A 15,788-nucleotide genomic window follows, 5' to 3' on the forward strand; every position below is an offset into this window, starting at 1 on the left:
AAGATGGGGCGACCGCTGCGGACGACCGCCGGGTGGTGGAATTACTCGGTCACTTTCAGCGTGTTGGTAGCCGCGTCGAAGCTGGTTTTAAACTTTTTCAGCGGAGAACCGGCGGGGCCGTTGATTACGCTGCCGTCGATCTTAAAGTTGGAACCGTGGTTCGGGCAGTGCAGGCGGTTACCGGCCGCATCGAACTGAACCGTGGTTCCCTGGTGCGTACAGGCCTGTGCTACGGCAATGAATTCACCGTCTTTCGTCCGGGCGATGATGACGCCGTCCTTGTAGAGAAAACCGCCGTTCTGCTTCAGGGCGCCGTTGGCCGCATCGTTCAGGTTCAGCGAGAGATTGGTTTTGCCGCCCGAACCGGTGCCCGGGGTACTGGGGGCGGGGGTGTCGTCACCGCCTGAGGAGCAGGCCGTCATGCAGTGGGTCAATACGATGGCGCCGACGCCGATGCCTACCCGGGAAAGAAACTCCTGTCGATTCATTGTCTTCATTGTCATTACTGGTTAAAAAGAGGAAGCGGAAACGTTGATGTGGATCGGATGAAAAAAGCTGGTGTCCGATTGACGATTCAAAACTAACCGGCGAAACTGCCCGCGGCCCGGTGGAAGAAGCGCGGACCTCCCAAACGCTGATCTCAGACCACCAAATCCTGAAATGATCGCTTGAATTTTTCGAGGCCCCGCCAAAGCACTGATTCCTCTAAACTGATGATTATCAACCCTCGCCCCAGCTTCTCTTATTTCCGGAATTGCATTTTACGTAAAGAGAGATTGAAATTATCGAAGGCCGGTGTCGGCCGGTTCGCAGGATAGGAAGATCATTATTCCGTGTGATTTCAGACGCTGAAAAGAGCATTTAAGACACTGGAACGGGGCTTTGGTGTCTTCGGCCGGCAACGGAAGGAGATCTGCGGCTTTTTTTGCTAACTTACACTTTATCAAGCCCCAACTATGCCGTTTCCGCCTTCTGTCATGATGAGCTTACGAATCTGGGTGACCGTGATCGGGTGCCTTCTGCTCTGCGGGATGGTCCGACCCGGCGCGGCCCAGCGGTTTGCGCATCAGCATTACGGCATCGGGGAGGGGCTCGACAACGTGCGCGTGTATTACCTCTTGTCCGACGCCAAAGGCCGGATCTGGGTCGGTACGGACTGGGGGCTGGATTATTTCGATCCGGAACGCCAGCTGATCAACCAGCGCCAGCGCCCCAGCCTGCCCCAGGGCTTCATTAACGACCTCGCCACCGGCCCCGACGGCTCGGTCTGGGTCGCCAGCAACGAACTCTACCAGGTCAGAATCGGCGCAGGAACGACGATGCGGGTCGATACGCATTTCGTGGGCTACAGCCCGCACTTCAACCGGGTCGGCACGTCGTTCCTGACCGTCGATCACCGAAATCAGGTCTGGACGACGGGCCTGCCCGGACACCCCTATACCGAAAAAGGCATCTGTTACCTGGAAAAGGGGCAGCTGCGGGACGCCACGCCCCGGCTTTTTCCGAAAGCATTTCCGGGTGTCGTCGATCTGAAAGCCGATCGGCGCAATCGCCGGGTGCTGGTCGTAACGAAAGACGGGCGCTTGTGGGAAATCCCGGCCGATGCGAAACCGGTTGGGCCGGCCCGGCCGGTTCCGCTGACCGGAAAGGTGAAACGTCTGCTCGAATCGCCGGACGGGCGGCTGTACGGCCTGACCGACGAAGCGCTCTACTGCCTGGCCGGCCGGACTGCCGAAAAGCGGTTTTCCCTGCCGGCTTCCGTTCTGAATGCCAAAGTCTTTGCGATCAGCGCGCGGGAGGAGGTTGCTTTTTGTGACCCGGCCGGTTACCTGTGCTGGTTCGACGGCCTGCGCCTGACCAACTCGCGGGTGCCGACGGCGCCCGTGCGTTCCCTGCTCTTCGACCGTTCGGGCAACCTCTGGGCCGGAACCACCGACGGCATCAATCAGGTGATCCGGACCGGCTGGCGGTATTTCGACCATATGGAAGGCTGGCAGCAGGAAACCATCTCGGCCACCGAGGACCGCAACGGCGTGTTATGGTTTGCCTCCCGGGGTCACGGCCTTTCCCGGCTGGTCGGCGACCGGCTGATTCCGGACAGCACCTACCTGAAAACCCTGCCGACCAGGGATTTTATAGCCGCCACCCACCGGGATGCCTCCGGTAATCTGATCTTTTCCTCCGTGGGCGGAGAGGGCCTGCTGTGGTACGACGGGAAAGAATACCGGGTCCTGCCGGAAAGCAAACAGGGGACCAACATCCGGGGCTTTTACGACGACGTTGCCGGTAACCGGTATCTGTTCGCGACGAGTAAAAAGCTGCTGATCTACGACCGCCGGACGCTGGCCCTGAAACAGATTACCCCTTTGCCGACGACCGGCTACTACGCTATCGAAAAAGACCGGCAGGGCCGTTTCTGGATGGGCGGCCAGGGCAGCACCGTTATCTGGGACGGCCACTCCGCCCGCTACGATACACTGCCGCATCACCAGGGTACCCTGCCGGTCTGGATGACCTTCCAGATGTTCCGGGACCCGCGCGGTAACCTCTGGCTGGCGACCGACCGGGGGCTCTGGTTATACGACTACAAACGGTTTCGGCGCGTCGCGCCCGACCACCTGCAGCGGATCGTGTATTTCTGCCGCCCCATCGGGCGGGATTACCTGCTGCTGGGCACCATCGAGGGGTTGTATGTGCTGGACCTCAACCGCTTCTACCGGACCGGTCAGGAATGGCTGGCCTGGTTCGACCAGAAGAACGGTTTCGGGGGTCAGTGCATTCCGAACGGAGCGTTCCGCGACAGCCGCAGCCGCTGGTGGCTGCCGACGCACGACCGGATCATGGTGATTCCGGAAAAGCAGCTCATCGGCCTGCTGAAACCGGTGGCGACCGGCATCGAATCCGTCGGCGACCTGCGCACGGGCCGGCGGTTTCAGGCCACCCCTTCCGAACTGCGCCTGAGCCCCGACCAGAACGACCTCGAAATCCGGCTGCGCGAACCCGACCCCCGTAGTCTGGTAGCCAATACCACCTACACCTACCGGCTTGAACGGCTCGACGCCCCCCAGTCTACCGCCGAATGGTCGGCCCCGGTCCGAACCAACACCATCGCCCTGCGCAACCTGTCGGACGGCAATTACCGGCTCACGGTGCGGCCCCTGCGGGCTACCGGGCTGTGGGATACCCGGCCGATGGTGCAGTTGTTCCGGATCACTGCGCCCTGGTGGGCGACCTGGTGGTTCCGGATGCTGGCCCTGCTGGCGGTGTCGGGCAGTATTTTTTACCTCCGGCTGCGGCAGGTACGCAACCAGGCCCGTCGGCGGCAGGAGGTGCTGGAAGCCCGGCAGCGCGTGACCGAACTGGAACTGGAAACCGCCAACCGCCGGAATCAGGAAGCGCAGATGCACCAGGCCCTGGCCGAAGCCAGCCGGGAGCGGGCGCTGCTGGAGGTGCGGGCCATCACGAACCAGATCGACCCGCATTTCGTCTCCAACTTCCTGACCGCCATGCAGGCCGTGCTGTATGATCAGGATGCGAAAACGGTGACCCAGTATCTGGCCAAATTCGGCACCATTTTCCGGCATAAGCTCCTGAGCCGCAGTAAAGTGTTCTGGACGCTCAGCGAAGAACTCGACTTTGTCCGGAACTACCTCGACCTGGAAAAGCTCCGGTTCCGGAGCCGCATCGAGTTTCTGGTGGAGGTGGATCCGACGGTTCCGACGGATACCAGCCTGCCCAAGATGCTCATTCAGGGGTACGTCTCCAATGCCATCAAACACGGTCTGGAGAATAAGCCGGGGGGCGGCACCGTGAAGGTGAAGGTCGGGCGGCAGACCGACTACCTCCACATTCAGGTGGAAGACGACGGGGTCGGGATGGAAAAAGCCAAACAATACCGCCGTCGCTCGACCGGCCGGGGCCTAACGATCAACCAGGCCCTGTTCGACCAGCTGAACCAGTACAATACGCTTAAAAGTTACCAGCATTTTACCGATCTGACCGAGACCGACAGCGGCAGAAGCGGGGTCCGGGCGGAAGCCTTTCTGCCCCTCTACCCGAAACTGCCGCCGGAAGAAATTCCCACCGAAAACGAAGTACCACAAGTGTAATGATGAGTTTACAAAACGAGAATCCGATGCATTCCATTATCGCCAGGGCCGTCATCATCGACGACGAATATTTAGTCCGGCATACCCTCCGCAAAATGCTCGCGGAGATTCCTGAGATCAAGGTCGTGGGGGAAGCCGAAAACGTGCCGGAGGGCCTCGATCTGCTGGCCGCCCAGCGCCCCGACCTGATTTTTCTGGACATCAAGATGCCCATTCTCAGCGGCTTCGACCTGCTTGACGAGCTAACCCGGCAGGAGCAGTTCTACGGGGTAATCTTCGTCTCGGGCTACCCGGACGAGGCCCTGGCGGCCGTGCAGCGGGCGGCTGCCCACCTGCATACCGACTTCATCGTCAAGCCCATCGACCCGGAGGTGCTGGAAGAAAAAGTGGGGCTGTTCTATCAGAAATGGAAAGCCGGTCAGGAGCAGGAAGCCGAATTTCAGGCCCAGCTGGAAGCCGCCATGAGCCAGAACGAAGCCGACCGGCTGAGCGGTCCGGCCAGCCTGATCTTCCAGAATTCGCTGGTGTTTTACCGCATCGAGATCGCAGACATCATGTACTGCGAGTCGGCCAACCGGCAGATCAATATTTACTGTTCGTACCAGGAATACCTCAACGTACCGAACATTTCGCTGGATGCGCTGGAACGCCTGCTCCCGGCAGGGCAGTTCGTGCGGGTCGGCAAAAGCCATATCCTGAACAAGTATACGATCAGCAGCATCGAGAAAGGCCCCCGGCCCAAATGCAAGCTGATCAAGAACGGCAAACTGCGGGAGTTTCAGCTCTATGCCAGCAACGTCGAAAAGGTCGAGCAGAGCTTCAGCCCGAGCCTCTGAACGGTCCGAAAATGAAGTACTTACCAAACCATATCCATTCATGATCGATCAGTTAAGCCCGCTGACGGCGAAAGCCCTGCGGTTTTACGAGTTGGTAGAGCAGTTCTCCGGCGATGCCGGCGCTTATGCCGAAATCTTTCACCCCGACATCGAGTTGACGGAATACCCCAATGCCATCTCGCCCGTCACCCGGGTCCGGACGGCCGAAGACCGCGCCAAAGGCATTCAGGCCGGGCGCGGAATGCTGGCCTGGCACCGCTTCGACATTCAGAAAGTGACCGAAACCGCCGACACCGTGGTGCTGGAATCCGTCTGGACCGGGGAAATGGCCATCGACGCCGGGCCGCTGAAGAAAGGCCAGCGGATGACAGCCCACGTCTGCTGCGTCATCGAGTTCAAAGACGGCCTGATCTTTCGCACCCGCAACTACGACTGCTACGACCCGTTCTGATCGGAGCATCCCATCCACCCCCGCGCCGGCGCGGGGGTGGATATTTTTCGGCGGACGAAAATTTTGTAAGATTTTTACACCCGCTTTCCGCTCATTTCCAGCCATTTTTGCAGCATGAAAGCGACCCCCGATTCCGTCACGACCGTCCTGCTGCGGGATCTCAGGCCGACCGACGCGCCCCGGCTGGCCTTCCTGGCGAACAACCACAGCCTCTGGCGGCAGCTCCGCGACGGCCTGCCCCACCCCTACACCGAAGCCGATGCGGAGTGGTTCATCGGCGAAGTCGGGCAGAACCGGATGGGGGTGGTTCGCGGTATTATCGCCGACGGTGAACTGGCCGGGGTGGTCGGATTGATCCCACAGGGGGATGTCCACCGGCTTTCGGCCGAAATCGGCTACTGGCTGGGTGAGCCGTACTGGGGCGGGGGCGTCATGACCCGGGCCGTCGGCGAGATGGTTCGGTACGGGTTCGAGACAATGAACCTGGTGCGGATCTATGCCGGCATCTTCTCTTCCAACCCGGCTTCGATGCGGGTGCTTGAAAAAAACGGATTTCTGCTCGAAGGAATCGGCCGGATGGCCGTCGTCAAGGAGGGTCGCCTGCTGGACGAATACCGCTATGCCCTTACCTGTCACACCGGCAACCATCCGCCCTATGAGCCCTGAGGTTATCGAAAAAATCCTGAAAAAAACCGGGCAGCCGGACCTGATCGGGCTGCTGACCGAGTCGCTGAGCGCGTCGGAGCTGAACTCCCTGCTGCTGGAGGTGTTCAACCGGTCGGTGAGCCGGTATTCGGCCCCGGAGTTGCTGCGCAATTACCAGTTGAACCGGTTCGTCAAACCGGTCGATCTGGATTTCATGCGATTCCGGGAGTTGGAGACGGCGGTGCTGAACGTGTTTGCGGCTTTCCGGTTTCAGCCTCAGGAGCTGTCGCCGGTGTCGGCGCTTGGGTCCTGTTCGGTGGTGGCTCCCGCCGATCAGAAAAAGATCCTGTCGGCCCTGCGCGGCACGGAAGTGCTGGCCGACGCCACCAACGCCCTGGCCCTGCATATTGCCGACCTGAAACAAACCGGCCGCTGGAAACCGGGGGACCCCTCGGAACAACTCCGGCTGAGCGCCGTTCACCGGCACGTCCGAACGCCGATGGTGGTCCATGCCGGCCATACGCCCCACTTCAAGATCGGCTGCCTCGTGTCGGCGGGCCGCGACACGGGCGATTTCCGGTTCGAGATGCAGAGCGTGGCCGAACACCTGTCGGTATTGACCGCCGTCTTCCGCGATACGCTGAAAGCCGAAAACCTGCGGTTTAAATTCATGACCCGGGGTGGTTATGACGATCCGGTGCGGCTGCTGGAACGGGTCCGCGATCACATTTGTTCCCAGCGCAGCGACGTACCGATCACGCTGGATACCGAACCCGCCACCAGCAATACCTATTACAAAGGACTGCAATACAAGGCGCTGATCACGGTGCGGGGGCAGGAAATCGAGATCGGGGACGGCGGCTTCGTCGACTGGACGCAGCAGTTCCTCCAGAACCGGAAGGAGCGTCTGATGACGTCCGGCATCGGCGTCGAGTGGTTCTACCGATTAATGAATCAAACGACATGAAAAGCCAGGTCATATACGAGGACGAAGCCACCCGGTATCTGAAAATCGCGTACCCGACCGCCCCGCTGCGGCCATACGTGGAGTATTTCTTTGAAGTACTTCAGCCGGCGACGCTCTCTAACCCGCTGTATCTGACCGGGCTTCCGAGCCTGAACGGCCTGCTCTGCGTCGTCCTGAACGACCGGCACTGGCTGTCGTTCCATTCGTCGGCGCCGACGGTCCAGTCGCTGAAGGGATCCCGGTTTCTGGGACCGATCTCCCATCTGTTTACTTCCATCTACCCGGAAGGAACCCACCAGTTTCTGGTCAAGTTCAAACCGGGAATGATGGGCCGGTTCTTCGGCTTTCCGGACCGGGAGCTGGAAAACGGCCAGGTAGACCTAAGCTACCTGGCCCCGGGCGAACCTATCGACGACCTCCTGCGCGAACTGCCGGATTTTCAAAGCCGTGTGAATCGGATAGAGTTCGTTCTGCTGGATAAACTCCCCAACCTGAAGTCGGATTACCGCTTCGAACTGGTGCAGCGGGCGCTGCACTATTTCCAAAGCGCTCCCGGTCATGCCGGCGTGTCGGACGTATCGCGGCAATTGCCGGTGACGTATCCGTCGCTCTACCGGTATTTCACAGAGGAACTGGGCTACTCGCCCAAATACTGCCAGCGGCTGATCCGGTTCAAGAAAGCCTACCGGCTCTATAAACTCCACGGCAGCATCTACCCCTTCGAGGAAGCGGGCTACACCGACTTCTCCCATTTTGTCAGGGAAACCCGGCTGCTGACGACCAAAGTGCCTTCCGAATTATAAGTTACCTCAGAGCCCGGCCTGCCGGACCTGCTCGGCCACGGGCGTGTACTGCACTTCGCAGGGATACCCAAAAAGGCAGTTGTCCTTGATGATCCGGGCGACGCCTTCGGGCACCATGGCTTCCCAGCCTTCCTGACCGGCTTTCACCAATTCGAGCACCCGGTCGGTCGAGATGTGGAGGTTAGCCTCGTTGTAGTCCGTGATGTCCTCGATCTTATCGTTCTGTTTCAGGTACTGGTACAGCGGCTCCAGGTTCGGGGCGAGCTGAAAACACTGGCAGTTGTAAATCGAGCCGTCGGGGCGCAGGGTCGGGTAGACGAACAGTTTCACCTTCCGGCTGAACAGCGTCGCGAACGATTCCAGAATTCCGCCGGTCAGCGTCTGGTAGTGGCTTTCCTCGAAAATGTATTCCAGGTTCGGAATGCCGAGGATCAGGCCCATTTTGAGTCTGGTCAGCCGGGAGAGATAGGCCACTAAGCGGTAATATTCGAGAAAGCTGGAGATCATCACCGTCTGTCCGAGCGAACAGAGAATGTCCACCCGGTCCAGAAAGTCCTTCTCGTCGATGCCGTGGTCACCGCTGGCGACCAGGTTGTGCAGCGTCAGTTCGGCGATGGTTACGACGCGGGCCGGGTCGATGTCGGGTTCCTCCAGAAACTGTTTCTGGCCGTTGCCGAGCATATCCATGTGGACGTTCGTGACGGGCCGCAGCCGCCCGCGCAGCAGCAGGATGTGCCGCTTATAGAGGGCCTCGGAGGGTTGCAGCACCCGACCGTCCGGACCGAACAGGGCGGCATTCGTAAAGCCGTTCTTGACCAGATGCAGGCTCATCAGCCGGTTGTCGATCCCGGAGAAGTCCGGCCCGTCGAAGCGAATCATGTCGATCTCGATGCGCTCCGGCGACAGGTCGTCCATCAGCGACAGCAGCAGCGTCTCGGGCGACTTGTAATAGTAGTAGCAGCCGTAGATCAGGTTGACGCCGATGACGCCCAGCGCCTGCTGCTGCAGCACGTTTTCGTTATCGAGCATCCGGACGTGGATAATGACGTCGTTGAACGGCGCCTGGGGCGTCAGCTGAAACCGCATCCCGATCCAGCCGTGGGCCTCGTTGGTTTTCTGGTAGTTGAGGGCCACCACGGTATTCGCAAAAGCAAAAAACGTGGTATTTTCCCCACGTTTTTCGGCCAGTCGCTTCTCCAGGAGACTATACTCCTTATTGAGCATCTTTATCAATCGCGATTCGACGACATACCGGCCGCTTTCTTCCGGCCCATAAATCGCATCGCTGAAGGTCATGTCATAGGCCGACATGGTTTTGGCGATCGTGCCCGATGCCCCTCCGGATTTGAAAAACATAGCCGCCGTTTCCTGCCCCGCCCCGATTTCGGCAAAAGAACCGTAAATCCGGCGGTCGAGGTTGATCCGCAGCGCCTTTTGCTTGGTTCCAATCGTTTTATCGTACATAGGTTGGTTGTATTCCCCCGTGCGGGTACTTTTTGATATAAATTTACAAATACTTCCCTGAAAGCCTATCACCGGATGATTACTTCTCCAACGCTCTCCAGCCTTCTTTTTGTGTACGGGACGCTCCTGAGCGCATCGAATCATCCCATGGCCGCCACCCTTCGTCAGCTTGGGGAGCGGGTCGGGCCGGGGCACTTTCCGGGCCGCCTGTTCCATCTCGGCGGGTATCCCGGTGCCGTCTACGAGCCGGAGGCCGCCACCCTCGTTCACGGTGAAATCCACCGGCTGACCGACCCGGAACGGTCGCTGCCGCTGCTCGACGACTACGAAGGCGACGAATATGCCCGGGCGCTGGTTCCGGTTCGGACCGAAGGCGGCCTGGTCGACTGCTGGACGTATCTTTTCATCCGGCCGACCGCACCCTTCCGACTCATCACTTCCGGGCGGTATTTCGACTGAAAACCAACAAAAAACCCATCGGTGATCGACGGGTTTTTTGTTGCGCTTCAGTTGCTAATCAGAAAAGCAATTTCGATTTGACCTCGAACATGTTGCTGCCTCCGGCCCGGCGCTGAACGGATGAACCGACTTCCTTGCGCTGCGGACCCGCCGGAGCGGCAATTCGGGCGGTCGTTCCGCTGATCTGAGCCAGAGCCGCATTTAGATACGTTTCCTGAACGTCGCCCAGGGCTTTCAGTTGCAGCGGCTCATCGATAGCGATGGTCGGCTTGAAGCCCGTCGAATAGTCGGACTGGTTCTGGGCGTTGAACGACTTGAACACGATGGGCTGCATACCCCACTTGATCTTGCCGGTTTCGTCTTCGATGGTGATCGAGCCGACGTTCTTGCCGTAAGTGGTTTCACCGATGGTGACGACCGGCATGAAAGGCCGCAGGCCGTTGATGATCAGCTCACTGGCCGAAGCCGTGTGGCCAGTAGTCAGCACGAACACCCGCGACAGATTGCTGCCGATGTTCTGCCCCTTGTTCTGGAACCGGGTGACCAGCTGGCCGGCCTGATTGGCTTTTTCGAATTCGGCCATCAGGTCCTTGTTGTATTCGGTCCGGTAAAAGGTTTTCGTATTGTCGATGCCCTTGCCGATCATGCTGGCCAGCTTCACCGATGACGAAACGTAGCCGCCGGGGTTGTAGCGCAGATCGAGCACGAGTTCATTGACGCCTTTGGCCTTGAACTCACTGAAGATCTGCTCCAGCTGCTGGTCGTAAGTGGCGGAATTGCTGCCGTTCGGACCCGGAATAAACTGGTTGTAGACCAGGTAGCCGATGGTTTTACCGCCCCGCACGTACACCGAATCCAGGAAGACCGGGTTCTGCTGGAACACCTGAGCCGTTACGGTCTTCACGGCATCCGTATCGACGATCTGGTTATTCTCCACTTTTGCCAGCCCGTAAGCAAAGGTCGTATTGTCGAAGATCAGCGAACTATAGTTGCCGGTGGTCAGCTTCTGGCCGTTGATGGCGGAAATGATGTCTCCCCGTTTCAGGCCGGCTTTGGCCGCCGGAGACCCGGGCAGCACGTAAAGCACCTGCATGATCACCTCACTCGACCCCTGCGACCGCAGATACAGGCCGAATTCCAGCCCGGTGGTTTTCTCCTCACCGCTCAGAGATGATTTCAGTTCTTCGGCGCTTTCCTGAATCCAGGAGAACCGGTCGCGTTCGGTGTTGGCGCTGTTGTTATAGTCGTACAACAGCGAATAAAAGAACTTGTCGGGAGCCAGGGTCGTATCCGGGTTGGCGGGAATTTTGTCGTTCCAGTAATACACCTCCCGCATGTTCTCCAGAATCCAGTTGTTGACCGACTGGTTCGGGTTCGAGGGAGCGGCCGTGACCGGCGTCTGCGGATCGGGAGCAATTTCCTGATCTTTGTTGCAGGAAGTCATCCATAAACCGGCCGCTACCGCCACCATCCAGGTACTCTGCCGGACATTGAAAGGAAAATTCATAAGTTGGGTTTGTTGATATTTAAGACACGTACTTTCTAACGCACTGATTCATTGTAATATTTTAACGTATTCCGTGTCTTTTATGTTCGCTGCAACCCGGCAGTTAATTGCATTTTAATCAGTTTTTTAGCCATCTTTCAGTCTTTTCATATCACATTCCGTATTCAAGCAGAAATACCTATCGTGTTAAAATTCAGGAAGTCATAAAAACGAAGTCGCCCTTAGCGTCTCTGCCGGAGGTAACTTTCTCAGGCAGAGACGCTAAGGGCGTCAGGGGGATCGGAAGGGCTTATTTGGTTTTCTGCGCAGTATTACCGCCCCAGTTCAGTTTGAACTTTCCGTCCGTAATGGTGATCTCGCCGTCGGTTTCCATCCGCTTGGTGTTGTCGTGATCGTGCGGGCCGGATTTGGTCAGCATCCCCCCGCCGGCGGCCGTAACCACTTTGTCTTCAATATTCTGACGCAGGCCGAAACCGGAGACGGTGGCCAGACCCCGTTTTTTGTAGTTCACTTCCTTCAGGGTAGCCTCGAACGTGCCCTCGATGCTGTGGTCGGTTACGCTGGTGATCGTAACGGTGCCTTTCCAGGATTCGCCGTCGCGGAAGGCGTGGCCCAGACCCTTGGTTTCCTCCGTATAATCGACCAGGGCCCAGATGACGCTGCCGTTGGATTCCTTATATTTTCTTTCCATCTCACGGTCGTTCTCCGCGATGATCGGGTACGTACCCGGTTTCAGCTGATCGACGTACACGAACCGAATCCAGGTCTGCACGTCGGGGCTGACGTTCATGCCGGCGATGGCGAGGTACTTTACACCCGTGAAGGGCAGATTCAGGCGCTGGGCTTTGCCCTGCCATTCCTTTCCGTTAATTTTGGCGGATACGGTGTTCTCGGCGGTCTGGCCGAACGCCGTCAGGCCAAGACCGAGGGCGAGGAAAAGAGCGAAGATTTTTTTCATGATGTTCAGTTCGTTATCGTGTTCGTAAGATATACAATTAAAAGTCGACCCTCAATCTCCCGCTTAACCGTTCACTAAAAGTCGTTTACAAATGTAACCGCTCCCCGCGACGGCTCCTTCGCCTATCGGTATGGAATGCGGTTTTCGTTGTTTCAACCCGCCTTTTCCCTACATGAAACTACTTTTGTTTTTGCTGCTGCCCTCGCTTGTTTTCGCTCAGTGGATGCCCCGGAGCAGCGGCACCGACGCCCATTTCAGAGCCGTCCACGCGGTCGGTAAAAACGTGGTCTGGGTGGGAGGCAGCAAAGGTACCTTCGTCCGGACCACCGACGGCGGCAAAACCTGGCAGGCCGGCACCGTCCCCGGCGCCGAAACCTGCGACTTCCGGGATGTACATGCCTTCAGCGCCACCACCGCCTACCTGATGGCCGCCGGCCCCGCCGAGCAGGGACAGGCCCGGCTCTACCGCACCACCAACGGCGGCAAAACCTGGCAGCTGCTCTACCAGAGCCGGCAGCCCGGCGTCTTCTTCGACTCGATGGACTTCTGGAACCGCTGGGAAGGGCTGGTTTTCAGCGATCCCGTCGACGGCAAATGGTTCGTGTTACATACGACCAACGGCGGGCGGTCGTGGCAGCGGATTCCGCCGGAAAACCTGCCGGCCCTCCAGACCGGCGAAGCCGCCTTTGCCGCCAGCGGAAGCAGCCTCATCACGCGGGGCTATAAATGGAAAACCTACAACTACCAGCGGGCCTGGATCGCTTCCGGCGGGGCCGGAAAGGGCCGCATCTTTTACGCCCAGAGCCCGACGACCGAATGGCGCACCGCCGAAACCCCGATTCCGGCCGGAAAGACATCGGGCATTTTCGGGCTGTGGTTCGACGATCAGGGCCAGCGGGGCATCGCCGTGGGCGGTGATTACAAGGACGAGAAAGCACCTTCGCAGAACGTCGCCGTCACCTCCGACGGCGGCCGCACCTGGACTCCGGCCACGCCCACCGATCCGCCCGGTCTAAAGGAAGCCATCGGGCAGCTTTCCGGATCGCGGCTGATCGCGGTCGGACCGTCGGGAACCTGCTACACCCTCGATTACGGCAAAACCTGGACCCGCATCGACGATTCCGCTTTCCACGCCCTCTCCTGCGCCGGCGGACGCTGCTGGGCCGTCGGGGCCAAAGGAGTGATTGCGGTGATCGGGACGGTGAAGTGATTCGCTATTCTTTTTCCCTCTCTCCTTCCGCAACTTTTTTCGTAATTTTGATTGTTATACTTAGATGAATTCTGACTACTGAAGCGGGAGAGCTGTTGATGACCGATTATATTTCAACCTTGAATGAACCCCAGCGGCAGGCCGTGCTGCATGGCGACGGGCCGCTGATGATCATTGCCGGCGCCGGGTCGGGGAAAACGCGCGTCCTAACGTTCCGGATCGCGCACCTCATCGAGTCGGGGATCGATCCGTTCCGGATTCTGGCTCTGACGTTTACCAATAAAGCCTCCGGCGAAATGCGCCACCGGATCGAGTCGGTGGTCGGTTCCGAAGCCCGCAACATCTGGATGGGGACCTTCCACTCGGTGTTCGCCAAAATCCTGCGGATCGAGGCCCGGGCCATCGGCTATACCAGCAACTTTTCCATCTACGATACCGATGATTCCAAATCGCTCCTGAAAAGCATTATCCGCGAATTCGGGATCGACGATAAGGTCTACCGCCCGAACGTCGTGTTTTCCCGCATTTCCGGAGCCAAGAACCGGCTCGTCGGCCCCGACGACTACCTGAACAACCCGCTGATCCAGGCCGACGACGCGGCCGCGCGGATGCCCGAGATCGGGCGCATCTACAAAGCCTATTCGCTCCGGTGTTTTCAGGCCAACGCCATGGACTTCGACGATCTGCTGTTCAACACGAACGTGCTGTTCCGGGATCACCTCGACATTCTGAATAAATACCAGCATAAATTCCGGCACGTGCTGGTCGACGAGTTTCAGGACACCAACGTGTCGCAGTACTTGATTACCCGGAAGCTGTCGGCGGTGCATCAGAACATCTGCGTCGTGGGCGACGATGCGCAGAGCATCTATGCCTTCCGCGGGGCCAACATCGAAAACATCCTCAATTTCGAGAAGGACTTTCCGGACGTCCAGACGATCAAGCTGGAGCAGAATTACCGCTCCACGAAAACCATCGTCCACGCGGCCAACTCCGTCATTGCGCGCAACCGCGCCCAGCTGCGCAAAAGCGTGTTCACGGATAACGAGGAAGGTCCGCTGATCGACGTCATCAAGGCGGCTTCCGACAACGAGGAAGGCCGGCTGGTGGCGACCTCCATCTTCGAGGCCAAGATGCAGGAGAGCCTGCATAACAACGACTTCGCCATCCTGTACCGCACCAACGCCCAGTCGCGGGCGTTTGAAGAGGCCCTGCGCAAGCTGAGCATCAAATACCGCATCGTGGGCGGCCTTTCGTTCTATCAGCGGAAGGAGATCAAGGACCTGCTGGCCTACCTCCGGTTTACGGTCAACCAGAGCGACGAGGAAGCCTTCAAGCGGATCATCAACCTGCCCAAGCGCGGCATCGGCGACACGACCGTCGCCAAAATCGCCGTCGTGGCGGCCGAAAACCAGGTGTCGGTCTGGGAGGTGGTGAGCAACATCAACCAGTATGTGGCCGGACGGGCGGGTATCGCCATCGAAGGTTTCGGCACCCTCATCAAGAGCTTTCAGCTGATGCTGGAGAAGAAAGACGCCTATGAGGTGGCCGCCCATATCGCCAAGGCATCCGGTATTCTGAAGGAACTGTACGAGGATAAAACCGTAGAAGGGCTGTCGCGCTATGAGAACGTTCAGGAGTTGCTGAACGCCATCAAGGAGTTTGTGGACAACCCGGAGAACGACGACAAGAGCCTGAGCGCCTTCCTACAGGCGGTTTCGCTGCTGACCAGCGCCGACGAGAAGGATGACGACGGCGACAACGACAAGGTCACGCTCATGACCATCCACGGCGCCAAGGGGCTGGAGTTCCGCAACGTCTATATCGTGGGCCTGGAAGAAGACCTGTTTCCCTCGCAGCTGATGCTCGAAAGCCGGGCCGATCTGGAAGAGGAACGGCGGCTGTTTTACGTCGCCATTACCCGCTCGGAAAAGCGGCTCACGCTGTCGTATGCCGAATCCCGCTACCACTACGGCCGGCTGAAGGTGTGCGAACCCAGCCGATTCCTGATGGAAATCGATCAGGCTTACCTGAAAATGGCCCGGCTGCGCCCGAGCGAGGTGGAGCGCGATACGCCCTCGGGCGGCTCGATGAGCTTCGTGCGGAGTCTGGCGCAGAAAACCGCCCGTACGCAGGCCCCCCAGCCGACGGTCGCTCACGTGCCCTCCGCCGATTTTGCGCCCAGCGATACCTCGACGCTGACCGAAGGAATGCGCGTCGAACACATGAAATTCGGCTTCGGGACCGTCAAGAAGGTCGATCAGAACGGAAACGACCGCAAAGCCGTCATCCAGTTCGAATCGGCCGGGGAAAAGACGCTGCTGCTGAGTTTTGCCAAACTGAAAATTGTCGGATAAACCGGGAAGGAACACGGCCGTG

Annotated in this window: 13 protein-coding genes; 9 read left to right on the forward strand and 4 right to left on the reverse strand. The window is 58.8% G+C overall.

Going from position 1 to position 15,788, the window contains the following annotated elements; genetic code table 11:
• Positions 1 to 41 precede the first annotated feature (41 nt).
• Complete coding sequence (locus tag DX909_RS21985; RefSeq protein ID WP_206513033.1) at positions 42 to 497, reverse strand: QcrA and Rieske domain-containing protein; 456 nt, start codon at positions 495 to 497, stop codon at positions 42 to 44.
• A 480-nt stretch (positions 498 to 977) separates the two neighbouring features.
• On the opposite strand from DX909_RS21985, the gene DX909_RS21990 reads away from it, so the two are divergent.
• From DX909_RS21990 to DX909_RS22015, 6 genes are all read left to right on the forward strand, one after another.
• Positions 978 to 4,109, forward strand: coding sequence for a sensor histidine kinase (locus DX909_RS21990; protein WP_164851366.1), 3,132 nt, complete (start codon positions 978 to 980; stop codon positions 4,107 to 4,109).
• Positions 4,110 to 4,135: 26 nt separating this feature from the next.
• The gene (locus tag DX909_RS21995) at positions 4,136 to 4,945 is read left to right on the forward strand and encodes a LytR/AlgR family response regulator transcription factor (protein ID WP_164851367.1); all 810 of its coding nucleotides are present in this window, start codon (positions 4,136 to 4,138) and stop codon (positions 4,943 to 4,945) included.
• Positions 4,946 to 4,985: 40 nt separating this feature from the next.
• On the forward strand, positions 4,986 to 5,396 hold the full coding sequence (locus tag DX909_RS22000; protein ID WP_164851368.1) for a nuclear transport factor 2 family protein: 411 nt from the start codon (positions 4,986 to 4,988) through the stop codon (positions 5,394 to 5,396).
• A 114-nt stretch (positions 5,397 to 5,510) separates the two neighbouring features.
• Positions 5,511 to 6,062, forward strand: coding sequence for a GNAT family N-acetyltransferase (locus DX909_RS22005; protein WP_128547385.1), 552 nt, complete (start codon positions 5,511 to 5,513; stop codon positions 6,060 to 6,062).
• Positions 6,052 to 7,008: a hypothetical protein gene (locus DX909_RS22010; RefSeq protein WP_128547386.1), complete on the forward strand. Its 957-nt coding sequence runs from the start codon at positions 6,052 to 6,054 to the stop codon at positions 7,006 to 7,008. The genes DX909_RS22005 and DX909_RS22010 overlap by 11 nt, the downstream gene beginning before the upstream one ends.
• Complete coding sequence (locus DX909_RS22015) at positions 7,005 to 7,811, forward strand: helix-turn-helix domain-containing protein (protein WP_128547387.1); 807 nt, start codon at positions 7,005 to 7,007, stop codon at positions 7,809 to 7,811. Before DX909_RS22010 ends, DX909_RS22015 begins: the two co-directional genes overlap by 4 nt.
• A 6-nt stretch (positions 7,812 to 7,817) precedes the next feature.
• Here the strand turns inward: DX909_RS22015 and DX909_RS22020 are convergent, their stop codons facing one another.
• Positions 7,818 to 9,275 carry a TonB-dependent receptor gene (locus tag DX909_RS22020; protein WP_128547388.1) on the reverse strand — a complete coding sequence of 486 codons (1,458 nt, stop codon included), beginning with the start codon at positions 9,273 to 9,275 and terminating at the stop codon, positions 7,818 to 7,820.
• Between the two features lie 75 nt (positions 9,276 to 9,350).
• Here DX909_RS22020 and DX909_RS22025 point away from each other — a divergent pair, with 75 nt between their 5' ends.
• Positions 9,351 to 9,734, forward strand: coding sequence for a gamma-glutamylcyclotransferase family protein (locus DX909_RS22025; protein ID WP_128547389.1), 384 nt, complete (start codon positions 9,351 to 9,353; stop codon positions 9,732 to 9,734).
• A gap of 58 nt (positions 9,735 to 9,792) precedes the next feature.
• On the opposite strand, the gene DX909_RS22030 is transcribed toward DX909_RS22025, so the two are convergent.
• Both DX909_RS22030 and DX909_RS22035 read right to left on the reverse strand, forming a co-directional pair.
• The gene (locus tag DX909_RS22030) at positions 9,793 to 11,241 is read right to left on the reverse strand and encodes a S41 family peptidase (protein ID WP_128547390.1); all 1,449 of its coding nucleotides are present in this window, start codon (positions 11,239 to 11,241) and stop codon (positions 9,793 to 9,795) included.
• A gap of 289 nt (positions 11,242 to 11,530) precedes the next feature.
• The gene (locus DX909_RS22035; protein WP_128547391.1) at positions 11,531 to 12,199 is read right to left on the reverse strand and encodes a hypothetical protein; all 669 of its coding nucleotides are present in this window, start codon (positions 12,197 to 12,199) and stop codon (positions 11,531 to 11,533) included.
• A gap of 172 nt (positions 12,200 to 12,371) precedes the next feature.
• Here DX909_RS22035 and DX909_RS22040 point away from each other — a divergent pair, with 172 nt between their 5' ends.
• Both DX909_RS22040 and DX909_RS22045 read left to right on the forward strand, forming a co-directional pair.
• Positions 12,372 to 13,409 (forward strand): beta propeller repeat protein, encoded by a 1,038-nt coding sequence (locus DX909_RS22040; protein ID WP_128547392.1) that lies wholly within the window; start codon positions 12,372 to 12,374, stop codon positions 13,407 to 13,409.
• 98 nt (positions 13,410 to 13,507) lie between these two features.
• Positions 13,508 to 15,766, forward strand: coding sequence for an ATP-dependent helicase (locus tag DX909_RS22045; RefSeq protein WP_128547393.1), 2,259 nt, complete (start codon positions 13,508 to 13,510; stop codon positions 15,764 to 15,766).
• Positions 15,767 to 15,788: the final 22 nt, after the last annotated feature.

Source organism: Larkinella soli, assembly GCF_003703975.1.
Classification (GTDB): Bacteria; Bacteroidota; Bacteroidia; order Cytophagales; family Spirosomataceae; genus Larkinella; species Larkinella soli.

What these genes read in the sequence shown, in the direction of transcription:
- DX909_RS22045 (WP_128547393.1), top strand. Translation starts at nt 13,508, where the DNA reads ATGACCGATTATATTTCAACCTTGAATGAACCCCAGCGGCAGGCCGTG.
- DX909_RS22020 (WP_128547388.1), bottom strand. Translation starts at nt 9,275, where the DNA reads ATGTACGATAAAACGATTGGAACCAAGCAAAAGGCGCTGCGGATCAAC.
- DX909_RS22025 (WP_128547389.1), top strand. Translation starts at nt 9,351, where the DNA reads ATGATTACTTCTCCAACGCTCTCCAGCCTTCTTTTTGTGTACGGGACG.
- DX909_RS21985 (WP_206513033.1), bottom strand. Translation starts at nt 497, where the DNA reads ATGAAGACAATGAATCGACAGGAGTTTCTTTCCCGGGTAGGCATCGGC.
- DX909_RS22035 (WP_128547391.1), bottom strand. Translation starts at nt 12,199, where the DNA reads ATGAAAAAAATCTTCGCTCTTTTCCTCGCCCTCGGTCTTGGCCTGACG.
- DX909_RS22010 (WP_128547386.1), top strand. Translation starts at nt 6,052, where the DNA reads ATGAGCCCTGAGGTTATCGAAAAAATCCTGAAAAAAACCGGGCAGCCG.
- DX909_RS22030 (WP_128547390.1), bottom strand. Translation starts at nt 11,241, where the DNA reads ATGAATTTTCCTTTCAATGTCCGGCAGAGTACCTGGATGGTGGCGGTA.
- DX909_RS22005 (WP_128547385.1), top strand. Translation starts at nt 5,511, where the DNA reads ATGAAAGCGACCCCCGATTCCGTCACGACCGTCCTGCTGCGGGATCTC.
- DX909_RS22000 (WP_164851368.1), top strand. Translation starts at nt 4,986, where the DNA reads ATGATCGATCAGTTAAGCCCGCTGACGGCGAAAGCCCTGCGGTTTTAC.
- DX909_RS22040 (WP_128547392.1), top strand. Translation starts at nt 12,372, where the DNA reads ATGAAACTACTTTTGTTTTTGCTGCTGCCCTCGCTTGTTTTCGCTCAG.
- DX909_RS21990 (WP_164851366.1), top strand. Translation starts at nt 978, where the DNA reads ATGATGAGCTTACGAATCTGGGTGACCGTGATCGGGTGCCTTCTGCTC.
- DX909_RS21995 (WP_164851367.1), top strand. Translation starts at nt 4,136, where the DNA reads ATGCATTCCATTATCGCCAGGGCCGTCATCATCGACGACGAATATTTA.
- DX909_RS22015 (WP_128547387.1), top strand. Translation starts at nt 7,005, where the DNA reads ATGAAAAGCCAGGTCATATACGAGGACGAAGCCACCCGGTATCTGAAA.